Source organism: Desulfonema magnum, assembly GCF_017377395.1.
Classification (GTDB): domain Bacteria; phylum Desulfobacterota; class Desulfobacteria; order Desulfobacterales; family 4be13; genus Desulfonema_C; species Desulfonema_C magnum.
The window spans coordinates 7,678,375-7,695,122 of sequence record NZ_CP061800.1 but is presented as its reverse complement, the minus strand read 5'-3'; the positions used below and the strand labels follow the sequence as shown (position 1 = coordinate 7,695,122).

The following is a 16,748-nucleotide window of genomic DNA, read 5'->3' as shown; positions in this document are numbered from 1 at the left end:
GTCAGGTGAGCGTGCTGACAGATAGCGGATTATTTTTTACTGACAACTGAAAGCTGACAATTAATTATGAAATATCCATCTTGTTTCGGTGTACTCGATATAGTTTTTCCAAAAGGAGAAGATGACCTCAGACATACCCCTGAGGACTGTCTTGCGTGTGAACATAAAACAGAATGTTTAAAGACCGCCATGGGGAGATCAGACGGGCTGAAAGTTCGGGAAGAAGTGATAGACAGAGCTTATGATTCCGGTATGATCAGCTTTCTGGAAAGGTGGTCGAAAAAAAAAGTTATTCATCGGAAAAAGAAAGAAAAAGGCTCATAACAGGTTTCGACTTGTTATGTTGTAATTTACCGGACAGCGTCGCAAACCCCGTCTGGCAACGAGGCCGGTCCGCACCCTGAGCTTGTCGAAGGGTACATTAAATATTTGTATGACCGGGGGCAAAAAATCCGGCTTTTTCATGAGCCTTTATACCACAATAAAAAAGGCATTCCCCTTATTTTGGGAAATGCCTTTTTATTCTATTTATTCAAATGACAGTGCTAAACTCTTGTCACATTTGCCGCAGCAGGTCCTTTAGGGCCTTGTTCCACGTCAAAAGTCACTCTGTCACCTTCGCTCAGAGTCCTGAAACCGGATGCGTTAATTGCTGAATGATGAACAAATACATCGTTTCCGTCTTCCTGCTCGATGAAGCCGAAGCCTTTTTTATCACTGAACCATTTGACAATTCCGTTTGCCATTGTGCCAACCTCCTTTCAAAATGATTTAAGTTCCCAAACCTCAGGTTGCCACACTGACATATGGAACAATCCTTCAGAACGAAACTGCCCGGAAATATGACCGAGCCTTAATAAAAAATAACATAAGCCTTTTGTTGCACAAAGTCAAGCATAAAAGAAATATTTTTTTCTTAATGGCTGTATTTCCATATGCAGAACAGAAAAAATAAGAATAAAAGCAGCTAGTTTCGCCGGATATGGTGTAAGTACCTGACTATAAGTTTTTAATATCTGCCCGGGGAAGAAACCCGGCTTTTTTTTCCGGAATGACGCGTCTCTGGCAAAGGAAAAAGCCGGGTTTCTCCGCCGCTCGTGGAAAAAAAGTATATAAAAAAACTTTTGCTCAGGTACTTATCTTCAAAGTCTGATTACCGGCAGAACAAATTATTTCTTGATAATTTTTATTTATGATAGTATCTTTTAAAAACCTGTGGCGATCTCGTTCCCACGCGAAGCATGGGAACGAGGAGCCATTTAACATTTAACACTTAACACTTAACACCTAACACCTAACACCTAACACCTAACACCTAACACTCTTCCATATAAAAATGTTTCAAGAAAAAAATCAGGTTCTTTGGAACGAAAATATAAGCGGTTCCTATTACAAAATTGGTTTAACATGCAACAAAGGGTATTCAGATGCACACCCGGGCCAGTTTATCACGCTGCGATTCGGGGATGATATTGCGCGGTTGCTTCGTCGCCCGTTTTCCATCCACCGGCTCATCACAAAAGATGACTGCATCAAAGGAATTGAACTTCTTTATAAAGTCGTCGGAACATGCACCCAAAAACTTTCCAGTTATAAAAAAGGTAATATAATAGACCTTCTCGGACCATTAGGGAACGGTTTTGTCATTCCCGATAATGTGCGCCGCATTTTTATTGTGGCCGGAGGAATCGGGGTTGCTCCGATGTTTTTTCTGGCTTCCTCCATTCAGAAAACAGGGATTGATCTTTCAGAATGCCAAGTCTTTATCGGCGGCAGATCAAAACATGATATTTTGTGCAAAGATGATTTTCTCTCCATGGGAATAACGGCAGACATCACCACAGATGACGGAAGTGCGGGGAAAAAAGGACTTATCACGGTCCCGCTTGAATCTGAAATAAAGAAAAACCGTCCGGATATCATCTATGCCTGCGGTCCCCCCGCGATGTTAAACGCTGTTGCACAAATTGCGGAAAAATACGCGACACCATGTCAGATTTCCATTGAAACCATCATGGCATGTGGCATGGGAGCCTGTCTGGGATGCGCTGTTGAAAGCAAAACAGATCCTGATAAATACCTGCATGTCTGCAAAAACGGACCGGTTTTTGATTCAGGTCTGCTCAGGATTTGATAACAACCCCTTGCCTCTTGCCCCTTGCCCCTACCCCGTACTTTGCATAGCTGCGGCAATGCCGTTAATCGTGAGAAAAGTGGCATGTCGGATTGGGCCGCGTCCGTTTTCAGATGTTTCTCGCCAGCGGCTGAGGAGTTCAATTTGTAAAAGATTGAGTACATCTGTATAAGGATTACGCAGCCGGACAGATTTCTGAATCACCGGATGATCTGCCATTAATTCATCCAGGCCAGTGATTTTCAAGATTACCCGACGTGCTTTCTTAAAATCCGATGCAATCCGGTCATGATAATTTTTATCAGACAGGATGTTGTAATGTTTGGCAATATGGAGTCTTGCCCGGGCCATTTCCCGTTGTGCATTGTCTAAGACCGTGCGAAAAAATATGGATGTACTGTACATCTCCTGCAACCGGACCAGATTTTCGGGATTCTCACAGGTCATTGTTTCCAAAGCCTCGCCAATGCCGTACCATCCCGGAAGATTATAACGGGTCTGTGTCCATGCAAACCCCCAGGGAATGGCCCGCAAATCTTCAAACTCGACATCCTGAGCCGACTTTCGCGAGATCGGACGGGAAGCAATGGGCAGGCGGCTGATATGCTCGATAGGAGTAATCTGCTTATACCATTCCCAAAAGCCTTCATTATCAATAAGCGACCGATATGCCCGCATGGATCGTTTTGAAATTTCATCCATTATCTGTTCTGTTTCATCTGTGTCAGCCGCCTCTCTCCGCGTATTGCTGCTTATTGTTTGCAACACAGCATTCACAATCTGTTCCAAATGGCGGTGGGCTATGGATGTCTGCGCGTAACGAAAAGAGATGACTTCCCCCTGTTCTGTAAACCGAATTCGCCCGTTCTGGCTCACCCGAGGCATAGCAAAAATGGCCTGGTTCGCTCTGCCGCCGCCCCGTCCCACAGTTCCCCCGCGGCCGTGAAACATCCGAAACGTGATATGATGCTTGCGACAAATTTTTGCCAAACATGCCTGACCTTTCTGTAATGCCCAGTTTGCCATCCAATAGCCCCCGTCTTTGTTGCTGTCAGAATAACCGAGCATGATCTCTTGAAAATTCTCCCGCGCTTTCAAATGCAGGCGATATACCGGATTCGTAAACAGAACGTCCATGAGGTGTTCGGCATTTTCCAGGTCTTCAATAGTCTCAAAGAGCGGCACAACATCCATCGGGCTTTCCGCGTTTTCTTTTTGAATCCGCCACAACCCGGCTTCTTTTGCAAGTAGCAGAACTTCCAGCATATCGCTGACTGCATGGGTCATGCTCACAATGCAGGCCCCGATGGAACGAGGGTCTTTTTCAATGGCTTCCCGGACAACTTCAAAAGTTTTCAATACCGAGGTTGTGAGATCGGACACGCCAATATAACAGGCAATGAGGGGCCTGGGGTTGAGCAGTTCTTTTTCCAGGATATCTATTTTTTGAGATTCCGGCAGTTCGCTGTAAAAATCTGTCACTCCTGCCAGTCGGAGCAATTCATCAACAGCCTGGTCATGAACCTTGCTGTGCTGGCGTATGTCAAGCGAGACAAGATGAAAGCCAAAGACACGCGCCCGGATGATCATATCCGACAACTGCCCATATGCGGCAAGATTCTCCAGACCGTTGGCTTCGAGACTTCGGGCCAGCAGGCGCAGATCTGATAAAAACTCATCACTGGTGTATGAGACAGCGTCCCGGGACGATTCTGATATCAGTTGGCTGATTTTTTCAAGCATATAGCTGAGTTTCAGCCGGTAAGGTTCGTGCCGGTAACGGGGATAAATTTCCGGACTGAGCGATATGAGTTCAGCATCTTTTTTAAGGGATGCCCATAATTCAGGAGGAATCACCACCCGCCGTGAGGAGAGGCTGAGTTCCTGCCACAATTTTCCCAATTCTTCCTGATATCGGTTCAGGGCCGCCAGCCGATACGCTTGCAACGCGTGGTGTGTCACGTCAGGTGTCACAAAAGGATTGCCGTCCCGGTCCCCGCCAATCCAGGAACGATAACGGAAGAACACGGGAACCCGGGGGCGATCTTCAAAATAAATCTCCAGCGCGTTTTGCATGTCGTGATAAATGCGGGGAACGGTCTCCCATATGGATATGGTGCAGAAATACAGGACATTTTCAATTTCATCTTCTACCCGGAGCCGGTCCGCGCGAATATCATCGGTGAGGATGAGCAGCCCGATCTGATGGTAAATTTCAATGAAAATCTGTTCCAGTTCACGGGGGGAAAGCTGATCTCGAAATCGTAATTTGGACAGCATCCGGGCAATTCGTTTCTGCTTGTAAAGAATGCTTCCCCGCCGGGCTTCCGTGGGATGTGCCGTGAGCGTGGGCTGAATATCCAGCTGATTTAGCAGGATGAATATGCGCTCAGAAGAAAACCCCTTGTTTCTGAGGCGGGAAAAGGCTTCCATAATGGATTCTGTTCTGGGCGTTTCCGGCGTCTCCGACAGTTCCCGTTCCTGATTGATCCGTGTGATTTCCTGGCGTTCTGCCTCATTTATCAGGTGAAAGAAAGTGGTGTAGGACCGGATCAGCCAGAAAATCTCATCCAGGCTGAGGTTCTGAATCTGTTCCTGAACTTTTGTGTAAAGGGATTCTGATTCAGTCTCCCTGGCTTTTTTGCATTGAAGCCGAAGGTCTTCCACAAGGGAAAACACATGATTCCCCGCGTGTTCCCGGATAACATACCCCAGGATGGTTCCCAGCAGATTCACCTGATAGCTCAGTGGCTCAGATATGCCGTTCCCCTCGGCCCTGATGTTCAAAGCTTTCCAATGCTGCATATTGATGACACCTCCTTTTTTTCAAAATCATAAGAAAGATAGCATAATCGCTGAATTTTTACCACAGAAAAAAATTATAACTCGATAATCAAGTTTTTGTTGTCATTCCTGCGAAAGCAGGAATCCACTGCTTCCGGCTTCGCACTACCTGTAAAATTGGGAGCAGGAATGACAGATTTTTCGGCTGGATCAGATCAAAAAACTTGATTATCGAGTATCAGCAGATCGAAAAGTTTCCGGACTGTGTGCGGCATGGCAAAGAAACCCGGCTTTTTTCCCGGACAGAAGACTCCCCCCGCCGGAAAAACCCGGGTTTCTCCCCCGTTCGCCGTGTCTGTCCCGCGTTCGATCTACTGAATATAAACAAATGCAGGGGAATCCCTTTGTGAGGATAAGAAAAAAATGGGTGTGTCCCACCTTTTACACATCCGAAAAAATCAGCCACAAAGACACAAAGACACAAAGGAACCACAAAGAGACTTCGTGAGACTTTGTGCCTTCGTGGCAAAAAACGGATGCGTCCCGCCTTTCACACATCCGAAAAAATCAGCCACAGAGACACAAAGGAACCGCAAGAAGACTTCGTGAGACTTTGTGCCTTTGTGCCTTTGTGCCTTCGTGGCAAAAAACGGATGCGTCCCGCCTTTCACACATAAAACCTGTCCTTGTGTAAAAGGCGGGACACACCCAAAAAAATCTGATTGTGACGGATTTGGGAGTGGGCCGACTAAGCCCTGTAAGGGCGGCATGTTTGCAGCATTGAGCGGTTCAGGTGGGGCTTATTCTGTCATACGCACAAGAGTTCGGCCCTTACGTTTGCGTTGCAGCATCATCTCTATCTGATGATCCAGCTCGTCCAGAGAGATTTCAGAAGTGAGCGGATCAGGACGGACAATTTTCCACTCTCCCGCGATTTTCTCCCAGATTTTCCTGCGAACAGGCATGGGGCAGTTTTGGGAACCAATGCCGATCAGTCTGACCCCGCGCAGGATGAACGGATAAACGTTCAGAGGCATCTCGGGAGAGGCGATGTTACCGCAGCAGGTCACGGTTCCGTTGTGAGCTGTTGATTTGATCGTGGTGACAAGGATATCTCCTCCCACCGCATCAATACTTCCGGCCCATCGTTCTTTTAACAGAGGCCGTCCGGTCTGATCCGTAGCCGCTTCAATGCTGATGACTGATTTGGCTCCGATCTTCCTGAGATAAGCGGTCTTGTCAGAAATACCGTTGACGGCTGTCACTGAATAACCGATTTGGGAGAGGATTGAAACAGCGATACTGCCCACCCCGCCTGTGGCTCCGGAGACCAGCACATCGCCCCGGTCCGGTGTGATACCGCTTTCTTTGAGACGGAAAACAGACAGGGCCGCGGTAAAACCGGCTGTTCCGTAGATCATGCTCTCACGGAGCGTCAGCCCTCCGGGCAGCGGTACCACCCATCCGGCAGGGACACGAATATACTGCCCGAATCCTCCGGAGGTGTTCATTCCCAGGTCATAACTGGTGACGATCACCTCATCTCCGGGGCTGAATTCCGGAACAGAACTTTCCGCAACAATCCCTGCTGCGTCAATACCGGGAGTATGCGGGTATTTTTTGGTAACCCCCTTGTTGCCAATCGCGGACAGCGCGTCTTTGTAGTTCAGCGAAGAATACCGAACATTGACAAGGACATCACCCGGGGGAAGTTCCTCAACAGACTTATCAACGATCTGCCGCGTGTAACGATTATCTCCGGTGTCTTTTACCAGCATTGCTTTAAATGTTTTTAACGCCATGAGAACATATCCTTTCTTGTCAGATGTCAGGTGAAACTCTGTTATTACGGGCTGTTTTCAAATCCGCATTTTCGGTAATAAATTACCGGTCTGTTTTCAGTCATCCCTGGTGCGGGACTTGACAACCAGGCCATCTTTCCCCCGGCAATACATCGCCGGGCTGTGCTGCGGGAGCTTAAATATCCGAGGGGCTGGCTGGCAGCACAAACCAAAAGGTTGTCCCTTTTCCCAACTCGCTTTCAATCCAAATTTTTCCGTTGTTTTTCTCAACAAATTCTTTGCATAAAATCAGTCCCAGCCCTGTTCCTTTCTCATCTTCAGTTCCCATCTCCATATATTTATTGTCAATTTTTAACAATTTCGGAATATTCTCCTCACTGATGCCAATCCCCGTGTCTGAAACAGCAACTTCGACAAAGTCAGCCATCTCAGTTTCCTCGTCCCAAACAGAGACCGGCGGAGAATGTGCGGAGATGCTGACCTCGCCGCCCCTGCGTGTAAACTTGATGGCGTTGGAAATAAGATTACGAATAATGGCATTTGTCATATTCCGATCCGCGTAAACATAAGTATCCGGTTTCATAGAAAGAGACAATTCGATTTTTTTACAGTTGGCATTTCCCTGAAAAATCTGAATATTCCTTTCCGCAAGTCTTTTAAGTTCAATGAACTCCGGCTCAAAAGCCATAGAACCACTCTGAGACCTTGCCCAGTCAAACAAATTTTCCAACAGCCTGAGGGTATTCTTTGCGGAAGCAATAATTTCTTTGGAAAAATTTTCTATTTTATTTCTGTCAAAATCACGAACCGAGCCTGACAGAAGTTCACAACCGGCAATCAGAACACTTAATGCGCCCTTTAAATCATGGGCGATAATCGAGAAGAATTTATCTTTCGCAGCGTTTGTTTTCGTCAGGTCGGCGTTTAATTCCAAAAGTTTCTTTTCTTGCTGACAGAGGGTTAAGTGTGTTCTGATACGGACCAGCACTTCTTCATGCTGAAAAGGTTTGGTGATATAATCAACTGCCCCCAGTCTGAATCCTCTGATTTTGGCAGATGTATCAGAAAGTGCGGTCATAAAGATTACCGGAATATCTTTTGTGGCTGGATTTTTTTTCAGACGGCGGCAGGTTTCAAAGCCGTCAATTCCGGCCATCATTATATCCAGCAGAATAATATCCGGCTGGGCATATTCTGCTTGGCTGAGGCCTTCCTCACCATCTTCCGCAATCAGGGGCTTAACACCTGACTGTTTCAGATAATCAGAAAGAACGCTTAAATTCGGAGACTCGTCATCAACAATCAAAACAATGGGTTGTTCTGATTTCTCAAAATCCATCTGTCCTCCCTTGTTTGAAATTTGAAACTTGAAACTTGAAACTCGAAACTTGAAACTTGAAACTCGAAACTTGAAACTTGAAACTTGAAACTTGAAACTCGAAACTTGAAACTTGAAACTCGGAACTTGAAACTCGAAACTTGAAACTTGAAACTTGAAACTCGAAACTTGAAACTCGGAACTTGAAACTGCAAATATGCTGTCTCTGCGAGACTCAGTCTTCTGCAAGCTACCCGATGATCAGATTTTCTGACCCGGTTCGGACAAAGGGTCTGTCATTCCGTCTGCCGGTCCGACTGAGCCTGCCGGTCCGACTGAGCCTGCCGGTCTGACTGAGCCTGCCGGTCCGACTGAGCCTGCCGGTCCGACTGAGCCTGCCGGTCTGACTGAGCCTGCCGGTCTGACTGAGCCTGCCGGTCTGACTGAGCCTGCCGAAGTCTGTGCTCACGCCGAAGCCTGCGAAAGCAGAAATCCGTTTTCCGCAGATTTTACGAATCCGGAGGCACGGGATTCCTGCTTTCGCAGGAATGACAGATAAAAACCTGATCATTGAGTGTTAGCTAAAAGAAGCTGGGAAAAATGGCGATGAGGAGATTATTGGTGTTGATTTTCGTTCTGGCCTCATAGCTCGAACAGCGTCCACCGGCTTCAGCAGGAGCAGTTGAAGGCAGTTTCAAGTTTCAAGTTTCAAGTTTCAAGTTTCGAGTTTCGAGTTTCGAGTTTCAGGCTTCAATATATTGCGAAAGAAATTTTTTAATCTTTTTTACTTGAAAATTTTTGGCAAGCTGGCAAAGTTTTTTTCCGAATGGCACAAAATCGGGAGACAGGGAACCCAGTTTCTCTGCCTGCTCCTGAATCGCATCAACATCTCCTCTCATTGCCATTTCCAAAAATCTGTCAATTTCTTCTTTGGGCGGCGGAATGACAGAGAACGGTTCAGATTTTTTTGTGACGATCTGTTCGTCCTGCTGATCTTTGTATATCCAATCCACACTGAGGAAGACTTGTATTTTTTCCAGAACTTCTTCAGCGCTGACAGGCTTTTGAATAACACCGTCACAGCCAGCCTCCACACTCAGCATTTTTGCATGAAAATTTATATGGGCCGACGTCGCGATAATCGGCACATTTTTCAGGGCCGGTATCTGTCTGATTTGTCTTGTCGCTTCAAAACCGTCTGTTTCCGGCATTATCAGATCCATCAGAATCAGATGGGGTTGAAATTCCAATGCTTGTTCCACAGCATCATTTCCGTCATCAGCCTCTGCAATTTCAAATCCCAGAGGCTGAAGCATTTTTTTTAAAATAGCACGATTCAGCTCCATATCATCCGCAATAAGAATTTTATATGGTTTACCTCTAAAGCCAACGATTTTTCCAGGCTTTTTAAGTGGGACATTTGCAATTGTTTGTTCAATTTCCGGGAAACTGACTTCGAACCAGAACACGCTGCCAAGACCCGGAGCGCTTTCCACGTTTAATTCACCGCCCATCATACGGACAAACTCCTGGCTGATCGCAAGCCCCAGGCCGGTTCCCAGGCTTTGAAATCCGCTGTCATGCACCTGATGAAATGGCAAAAAAAGTTCCTTTATTTTTTCACGCGGGATACCGGTTCCTGTATCTTTTATTGTAAAACGGATTTTGGCGATTGCTTGGCGATGCTGATCTGCTTTCCCTGACGACTGCCGACTGACGATAAATACAATTCTCCCCTTTTCGGTAAATTTGACTGCATTGTCCAGAATATTCAGAAGAATCTGGCTCAGGCGTTTTTCATCTCCGTAAACAGTTTCCGGCAGATCCGGAGAAGGTTCATAGTCAAAAAGAATCTCCTTTTCCTGCGCTCTTATTTTTATAATATTCATAACATTATTAAGAAGTTTTGACAAATGAAAATCTCCCGGGTTCATTTGTAGCCTCCCTGCTTCAATTTTAGACATCTCCAAAATATCATTAATCACTTTCAGTAAATGCTCTCCGCTGGTCTGAATAATTTCAACACCTTTCATTTGCTGTTCATTGAGGGTCTTATCACGGCTGAGAATCTGAGCATATCCCAAAATGCTGTTGAGAGGGGTACGCAGTTCATGGCTCATATTGGCAATAAAACGACTTTTGGTCTGATTCGCGGATTCGGCTTCTGATTTGGCTTTTGTGAGTGATTCCTCCAATTGTTTCCGCTCGGTCAGGTCAACCGTGTGAATCATAACGATATCCAAAGGAATAAAAACAAAAACAGAGTCAAAGAATCTCTTTTCTCCTGTGGTGCGTAATTTGTAATAGAATTGTTTTCGGATGGTTTTTTTTTCCCGGAAGCAGATTTCTATATCTTGTGAAGTTTCCGGAGAATTCTGTGAATAAAAATCCCGGGCGTTTATTCCTATAAAGCTGGCAATTTTTCCCTTAGTGAGGATTTCAGTGGCTTCATTGTAATCCGTGAGAATGAGATTGCCCTCTTTTTCTTGCCATACATAAGTCGGCACAGGTATGTTTCGGAACAGCCTTCTGAATTTTTCTTCGCTTTCGTGTAATGATTTTTCCATCCTTACCCGGGCAATAACCGCCCCGGTCTGAGAGGCAATGGCCGCTATGCTGTTGCGAACCCTGTCGGGAATTTCATTGCAGGTATGAGACCCGAAATTAAACACAGCAGTCACTTTCCCCTCATGCTGAATCGGGATGATTGCCAGACTGCGCAGACCTTCAGGTTGCAAATTCTCATCTGAGGAGATAAGAACCCGGGGATAGCTCCTGTAAACAGATTTCTGTGCCATGACCAGGCGGGCATGGGGCGAGTCCGCGTCATAATGAGAAACGCCTTTGACAAAAGCGGGAGACAGACCTTTATGCGCCAGGATGTTTAATTCGCCGGTAATGTCATCAGTGAGATATAAGCCACCGCAATCAATTTCATCTATACGCAGGGCAGCGTTCAGTATATGATTCAGTGTTTCTGTCAGGTCGGTTGCGGAACTCAGGGCTATTCCAAGTTCACACTGAATGCGCAACAGGTCTCTTGTCTGCCTGTCATGGGTGATATCACGGGAGACAGCCAGAACGAATTCCACCTGGCCGTCTTTTGAAAATTCCGGTACCACACGCGTCTGATAATATTTTGTTTCGTTTGGTGTGGCATAACTGGATTCAAATGTGCTTTTCTCTCCTGTCTCAAAAACTCTGAGAAGTTTTTTTTGCCAGTAATCGCAAGTCGCTTTCGCAAGCCCTGCCTCCTGGTTTGTTTTTCCGATGAATGCCTGACAGGGAATTCCTGTTATCTGTTCAATTGCCGGATTAATATAAACATAACGAAGTCTTTTATCAACACGCTGAATAATGTCGGGTGAATGTTCAGCCAGAGCTTTGAAATTTTCTCTGCTTTGATACAGCATGGCCTCAGCCTGCCTCCGCTCGGACAACTGAATCTGTAGTTCCTGTGTCGTTTGTTTTACTTTTTTTCTGAGTGACCATGACCAAAGAAAGGCCACACATATGATTAACAGCAAACCAAGGGAAAATAGCAGCACCGTTTTTAAGGCGGATTCAGTCTGACCATCATCGGAACCAAAATATTTTGTGTGTATTTTTTTATAATATCCTGTTTTCTTGACAGTGATAAGCCCCTCATTAATAGTGTCCAGTAATTCTTTGTTGCCTTTTCTGACAGCAAAACAGTATTTCCTCGGCAGGATCGGCCCACCCACAGGCACAATATCAGATAAGTTGTATTTATCAATGATGTAATATCCGATAGTCTCTTCAGCCAACAGACAATCATGCTTTCCCGACGCCAGAAGTTTAAATCCATCCAATAATGTGTCCGCAGAAATAATGTTTTTTGAAATTTCCTGAGACAGCAGATATTTTTCAATAATGCTTCCGTTTTCAATGATAATCTCTTTTTCTCTGGCATCCTGAATTGAACTGATGAGGGAGCCTTTTCGGACAAAAAGCGTAAAGGAAAGAATCGTGTGCGGAACTGATAAATCAAACTGCTTATCCCTTTCCTCAGAATATGGCAAACCAGCAAGAACATCGGTTTCTCCGGATTCGAGAGATTTCAGGGCATCATGCCACGGGGAAAGCCTGATTTTGATATCCAGCCCCATCTCCTCAGCCACAGCTCGGAACAGATCAATGTCATATCCCGAGGGATTTCCCTGGTCATCAAGAAACTCAAAAGGCGGATAGGAAATATCTCCTCCGACAACAATGGTTTTTTTATCATTTTTTTCCTCAGCCAAGGAACAGCCATTTGAAAAAATAACCAGCAGAATGACTGCTGTTGTGATGACAATATGCTTACAGATTGGCTTGTTGTCCATTTTTTATATCTTTTGAAATTGGTGAGGCGTTTTATTATGCAGGAAATTATAAGAATTGCTTTTGTTACAGGGATGTTACCGTGAAAATCCATTTTGAAAACCCGGGGTTTTTTATCTGAAAATATTTTTATAACCGAGGGTGAAAAACCCGGGTTCTTTATGAGCGTTTATTCGGAATTCCCTTATAATCAGCAGATAGAAAAATTTCCGGACTGTGCGCGGGACAGCAAAGAAACCCGGCTTTTTTTCCGGGACGAGGCGCGCTCCCCGGCCGGAAAAAGCCGGGTTTCTCCCCATATGCATCAGGCTAAGATTACAACCTACTGTTTTTATTAACTCTGATTTTGCCGGACGGGGTTGCAAACCCCGTCCGGCAGTCTTAGCCTGGTGCATATGGGGTTTCTCCCCCGTCCGCCATGTCCGCCCCGTGACAGCCCGAAAACTTTTCGATCCGCTGACCATTTTATAACACCAGTTTCCGATGTGCCAAATTTTGGAATGAATGAGAGCAGATTTCCGACATTTTGGCGTTTGGGAAGTCTTCAGCTTTCATCCCGAAGCTCTCTTCCCTGAAATTATTTTCTCTGCCCCTTCCAGCGCCATGGTGTAGCCCTGAACCCCGAATCCTGAAATCTGCGCGGTTGCGATATCAGCAATCATGGACTTGTGGCGGAAGGGTTCTCTTTTATAAATATTGGAAAGGTGGATTTCAATGATGGGAACATCCAGTAAAAGGAGCGCATCACGAATGGCGACACTGGTGTGCGTGTAAGCCGCGGGATTGATCACAATACCGTTGCATGTTCCCATAGCTTTCTGAATTTTTTCAACAATAACGCCCTCATGATTGGATTGAAAGGTTTCCACGTCAATATTCAGTGTTCTGCCCAGATTTTTCAGGCTCGCATTGATTTCATCAAGGGTCGTGTGTCCATATATCTCCGGCTCTCTTTTTCCCAGCATATTCAGATTGGGGCCGTGAATGACCAGCACTTTGGGACGATCTTTTTCCATTGTTATCCCTCATAAATTATTTTCCGATTTTTTTCCTGAAGCTGTCTATTGTCTGCTTATAATTCGGACTTCCGAAAATCGCCGACCCTGCCACAAAGGCATCCGTGCCTGCGAGGGAAATCTTTTCTATGGTTTTTTCGTTGACACCGCCATCAATCTGAATCAGTGTGGAAAGCCCTCTGTCCTGAATCATTTTACGAAGCGATTTGATTTTGTCAATACTGTTTTCAATAAACGCCTGCCCCCCGAATCCCGGATTGACGCTCATAATCAGCACAAAGTCAGTATGTTCCAAAACCCATTCAATGGAAGAAAGCGGCGTTGAAGGGTTCAGAACAACCCCCGGACGCGCCCCAGCTTCTCTTATCATCTGGATTGTCCTGTTCAGATGCACACACGCTTCCACCTGAACGGAAATCAGTGTCGCGCCTGCTTTTGCAAAATCTGAAACATAGCGATCCGGGTTCTCAATCATCAGGTGGACATCAAGGGGAAGAGATGTTACCCGCTTCACAGCCTCAACAACAATGGGTCCCATGGTGATATTCGGAACAAAATGCCCGTCCATGACATCAATATGTATCCAGTCCGCCCCCGCGTCTTCAACTGCTTTTATCTCTTCTCCCAATTTTGAAAAATCTGCCGACAGTATTGACGGCGCAATAAGCTTCATAATCATTTCCTTTTTTTGTGATTTGTTGTTTTTTGTTATTTGCTGATTATAACGGATTTAGGGGAGGGCCGACCAAGCCCTGTAAGGGCGGCATATTTGTAGCATCCGGAGTGCGAAAAATGCTTTTTCGCAGGCGCAAAAATATAATTTTTGCACTCCGGATCCGTTTGGAATTACCTAAGCATGATGAATGCTGCAAATATGCCGCCCCCACGGGGCTTGGACGGCCCGGCATAATAACAGAGACTTATCCTTATCCTTATTAAATATTAATCAAGCCTGACTAAACATAATCTGTGTTGTTTTCAACTCAAATTTTATCTGTCAAAATCAGTCTGATCGGGCACTCGTTTGAAACGAATTGAAAAAAAACCGTCCATATTATCAAGATGTGGAAAAGTTTTCCGTTTTCCGTTTTCCGTTTTCCGTTTTCCAGTTTCAAACTCCGGATGCTGATTCAGGAAAGCTTCTGCCACGGCTTCATTTTCTTCCGGTTCTGTACTGCATACGGCATAGACCAGAATCCCCCCTGGTTTGACAAGCGGGGCCACGTTATTCAGAAATTTTATCTGTTTTTGTTTATAACGTTTCAGATTTTTTTTCGAAACAGACCATTTGGTATCCGGATTTCTTCGCAATACCCCGAGACCCGAACACGGAGCATCCAGAAGGATACGGTCAAAACCGCAAAAACCGGGAATTTTGAAAAAAGACGGTTTTTTCTTTTCAAAAGGCTCATACAGGTCATGCACACAGGTTTCAACAATGGAAATCCCGAGGCGTTCTGTTTCATTTCTGAGCCGCAGCAGTTTTTTCTTTTCACAGTCCAGAGACACAATATGCCCCTGATTTTGCATCATCTGTGCAATATGTCCGGTTTTTCCGCCCAGACCCGCGCACGCATCCAAAACAGTGTCTCCGGCCCGGGGATTTAGCAGGCATGTGACCAGTTGCGCTGCCTCATCCTGAACCTGAAACCATCCGTTTTTAAAGGTATCCATCTCTGAAATCAGTATCTTGGGGTTGAAAAAAGATAATCCGTCCGGTGCATAAGGTGTTGGTTTCATTTTTTCAACATCGGATTCAAGGGCATTTATCAGTTGCTCGCGGTTGGATCTGAGTGTGTTGGTGCGTATGGTAATCGGCGGGATGGTGTTGATCGCATCACAAAGTTTCCCGGTTTCTTCGATCCCCAGGCGGGCCAGCCATCTTTCTATGAGCCATTTGGGAAATGATTTTGCCGCTGCCAGTGCTGCCACAGGGTTTTTGTCAATATTCGGAAAGGGAACAGTTTTATATCTCCTGGCAGCATTCCGCAAGAGTGCGTTTACAAACCGCACCACCCAGGGGGCTGCAAAGGATTTTGTCATTTCAACAGATGTGTTCACAGCAGCGGAAACAGGAATTCTGTCCAAATATATCATCTGGAAAAGTCCGATCCTAAGCACATTTAATACTCGGTGATCTATTTTGTTTAAGCGGGTTTTGGAAAAATACCCGATGATCCAGTCAAGGCTGCCTCGCCATCTCAGAACACCATATACCAAGGCATAGAGCAAAGACCGATCTCTGCGTGAGAGCGGAGAATCCTGATCAAGAACGTCTTCCAGTATGTTGTCGAGGAGGGGAGTGCGCTTTTTATCGAGGGTATTCAGGATGAAAAGTGCGGTCTGACGTGCATTATTTGCCATAATAAAATTGTGAATCCCTTTCTTTATACCGAACCTGGCATGTCAAAAAAGTTCGGTGTCCCGCGCTCAGGCGGGTCTGTCCCTTTGGTCTGATACCAATCATAAAAACTCATTTGCATATTATCAGTAGATCGAAAAGTTTTCAGGCTGTCACAGGGCGGACGGGGGAGAAACCCCATATGCATCAGGCTAAGATTACAACCTACTGTTTTTATTAACTCTGATTTTGCCGGACGGGGTTTGCAACCCCGTCCGGAATATTTTCCGGATCGCCGCCCGCAAACGTTTCGGACGGGGTTGCAAACCCCGTCCGGCAGCCGTCCCGCATTCTTAGCCTGATGCATATGGGGAGAAACCCGGCTTTTTCCGGCGGGAGAGCGTCCCGTCCTGAAAAAAAAGCAGGGTTTCTTTGCTGTCCCGCACACAATCCGGAAACTTTTCGATCTACTGATTATTCCTGGCATAGCAGGAATACGTTATCAGATATAAACAGGTAACCTTCCGGAATGCCGAATACTCCGTTACCATGAAAATACTTTCTGAAGCCCCGGAGCTTTTATCTGTTTTCACTGAAAATTTCATAACCGGAGTGAAAAAACAGGATTTTTCATGAGCGTTTGTTTTCAGAAACAGCATTTTAACAGAGGTTCTTTTTGTTATAATCTGCTGATAGTCATTTACATTTTTCAGGGACAAAAACAACTTTTTTCTTACAGTTTCATTTCAAGTGTCAGCAGTTAAGTTTTAACTATTAGAAAAATTAAAACATTTTTATCTTTAACCTGATGGTCAGATTTTTTTGTCCGATCCGGCAGGACAGTCTGTCATTCCGTCCGACGACCGACTGAGCCTGCCGAAGTCTGCGAAATCAGGAATCTGTTTTTGGCCCATGCCACGATTCCGGAAGTTGCGATTCCTGCTTTCGCAGGAATGACAAAAAAAATTTGATGATCGAGTTTAACGAATTTTTACCTGCAAGTCCGCAA

At 45.5% G+C, this 16,748-nt stretch carries 11 protein-coding genes; 2 read left to right on the top strand and 9 right to left on the bottom strand.

Annotated elements, in window-relative coordinates:
• The first annotated feature begins 66 nt into the window (after nucleotides 1–66).
• Nucleotides 67–324: a hypothetical protein gene (locus dnm_RS29445; RefSeq protein ID WP_207680429.1), complete on the top strand. Its 258-nt coding sequence runs from the start codon at nucleotides 67–69 to the stop codon at nucleotides 322–324.
• A 221-nt stretch (nucleotides 325–545) separates the two neighbouring features.
• Here dnm_RS29445 and dnm_RS29440 read toward each other — a convergent pair whose 3' ends face one another.
• Nucleotides 546–746 (bottom strand): cold-shock protein, encoded by a 201-nt coding sequence (locus dnm_RS29440; protein WP_207680428.1) that lies wholly within the window; start codon nucleotides 744–746, stop codon nucleotides 546–548.
• Between the two features lie 590 nt (nucleotides 747–1,336).
• On the opposite strand from dnm_RS29440, the gene dnm_RS29435 reads away from it, so the two are divergent.
• Complete coding sequence (locus dnm_RS29435) at nucleotides 1,337–2,134, top strand: dihydroorotate dehydrogenase electron transfer subunit (RefSeq protein ID WP_207680427.1); 798 nt, start codon at nucleotides 1,337–1,339, stop codon at nucleotides 2,132–2,134.
• Between the two features lie 30 nt (nucleotides 2,135–2,164).
• Here the strand turns inward: dnm_RS29435 and ppc are convergent, their stop codons facing one another.
• From ppc to rsmB, 8 genes are all read right to left on the bottom strand, one after another.
• Nucleotides 2,165–4,939: a phosphoenolpyruvate carboxylase gene (gene ppc / locus dnm_RS29430; RefSeq protein ID WP_207680426.1), complete on the bottom strand. Its 2,775-nt coding sequence runs from the start codon at nucleotides 4,937–4,939 to the stop codon at nucleotides 2,165–2,167.
• A gap of 779 nt (nucleotides 4,940–5,718) precedes the next feature.
• Nucleotides 5,719–6,720, bottom strand: coding sequence for a YhdH/YhfP family quinone oxidoreductase (locus dnm_RS29425; RefSeq protein ID WP_207680425.1), 1,002 nt, complete (start codon nucleotides 6,718–6,720; stop codon nucleotides 5,719–5,721).
• Between the two features lie 175 nt (nucleotides 6,721–6,895).
• Nucleotides 6,896–8,287 carry a hybrid sensor histidine kinase/response regulator gene (locus dnm_RS29420; protein ID WP_207680424.1) on the bottom strand — a complete coding sequence of 464 codons (1,392 nt, stop codon included), beginning with the start codon at nucleotides 8,285–8,287 and terminating at the stop codon, nucleotides 6,896–6,898.
• Between the two features lies 1 nt (nucleotide 8,288).
• Nucleotides 8,289–8,507, bottom strand: a complete 219-nt coding sequence (locus dnm_RS29415; protein ID WP_207680423.1) for a hypothetical protein — start codon at nucleotides 8,505–8,507, stop codon at nucleotides 8,289–8,291.
• 274 nt (nucleotides 8,508–8,781) lie between these two features.
• Entirely contained in the window at nucleotides 8,782–12,384 is a 3,603-nt protein-coding gene (locus dnm_RS29410) for a transporter substrate-binding domain-containing protein (protein WP_207680422.1), read from the bottom strand.
• Nucleotides 12,385–12,933: 549 nt separating this feature from the next.
• Nucleotides 12,934–13,398 carry a type II 3-dehydroquinate dehydratase gene (aroQ, locus tag dnm_RS29405; protein ID WP_207680421.1) on the bottom strand — a complete coding sequence of 155 codons (465 nt, stop codon included), beginning with the start codon at nucleotides 13,396–13,398 and terminating at the stop codon, nucleotides 12,934–12,936.
• Between the two features lie 16 nt (nucleotides 13,399–13,414).
• Nucleotides 13,415–14,071, bottom strand: a complete 657-nt coding sequence (rpe, locus tag dnm_RS29400) for a ribulose-phosphate 3-epimerase (protein ID WP_207680420.1) — start codon at nucleotides 14,069–14,071, stop codon at nucleotides 13,415–13,417.
• Between the two features lie 317 nt (nucleotides 14,072–14,388).
• Nucleotides 14,389–15,762: a 16S rRNA (cytosine(967)-C(5))-methyltransferase RsmB gene (rsmB, locus tag dnm_RS29395; protein WP_207680419.1), complete on the bottom strand. Its 1,374-nt coding sequence runs from the start codon at nucleotides 15,760–15,762 to the stop codon at nucleotides 14,389–14,391.
• Nucleotides 15,763–16,748 lie beyond the last annotated feature (986 nt).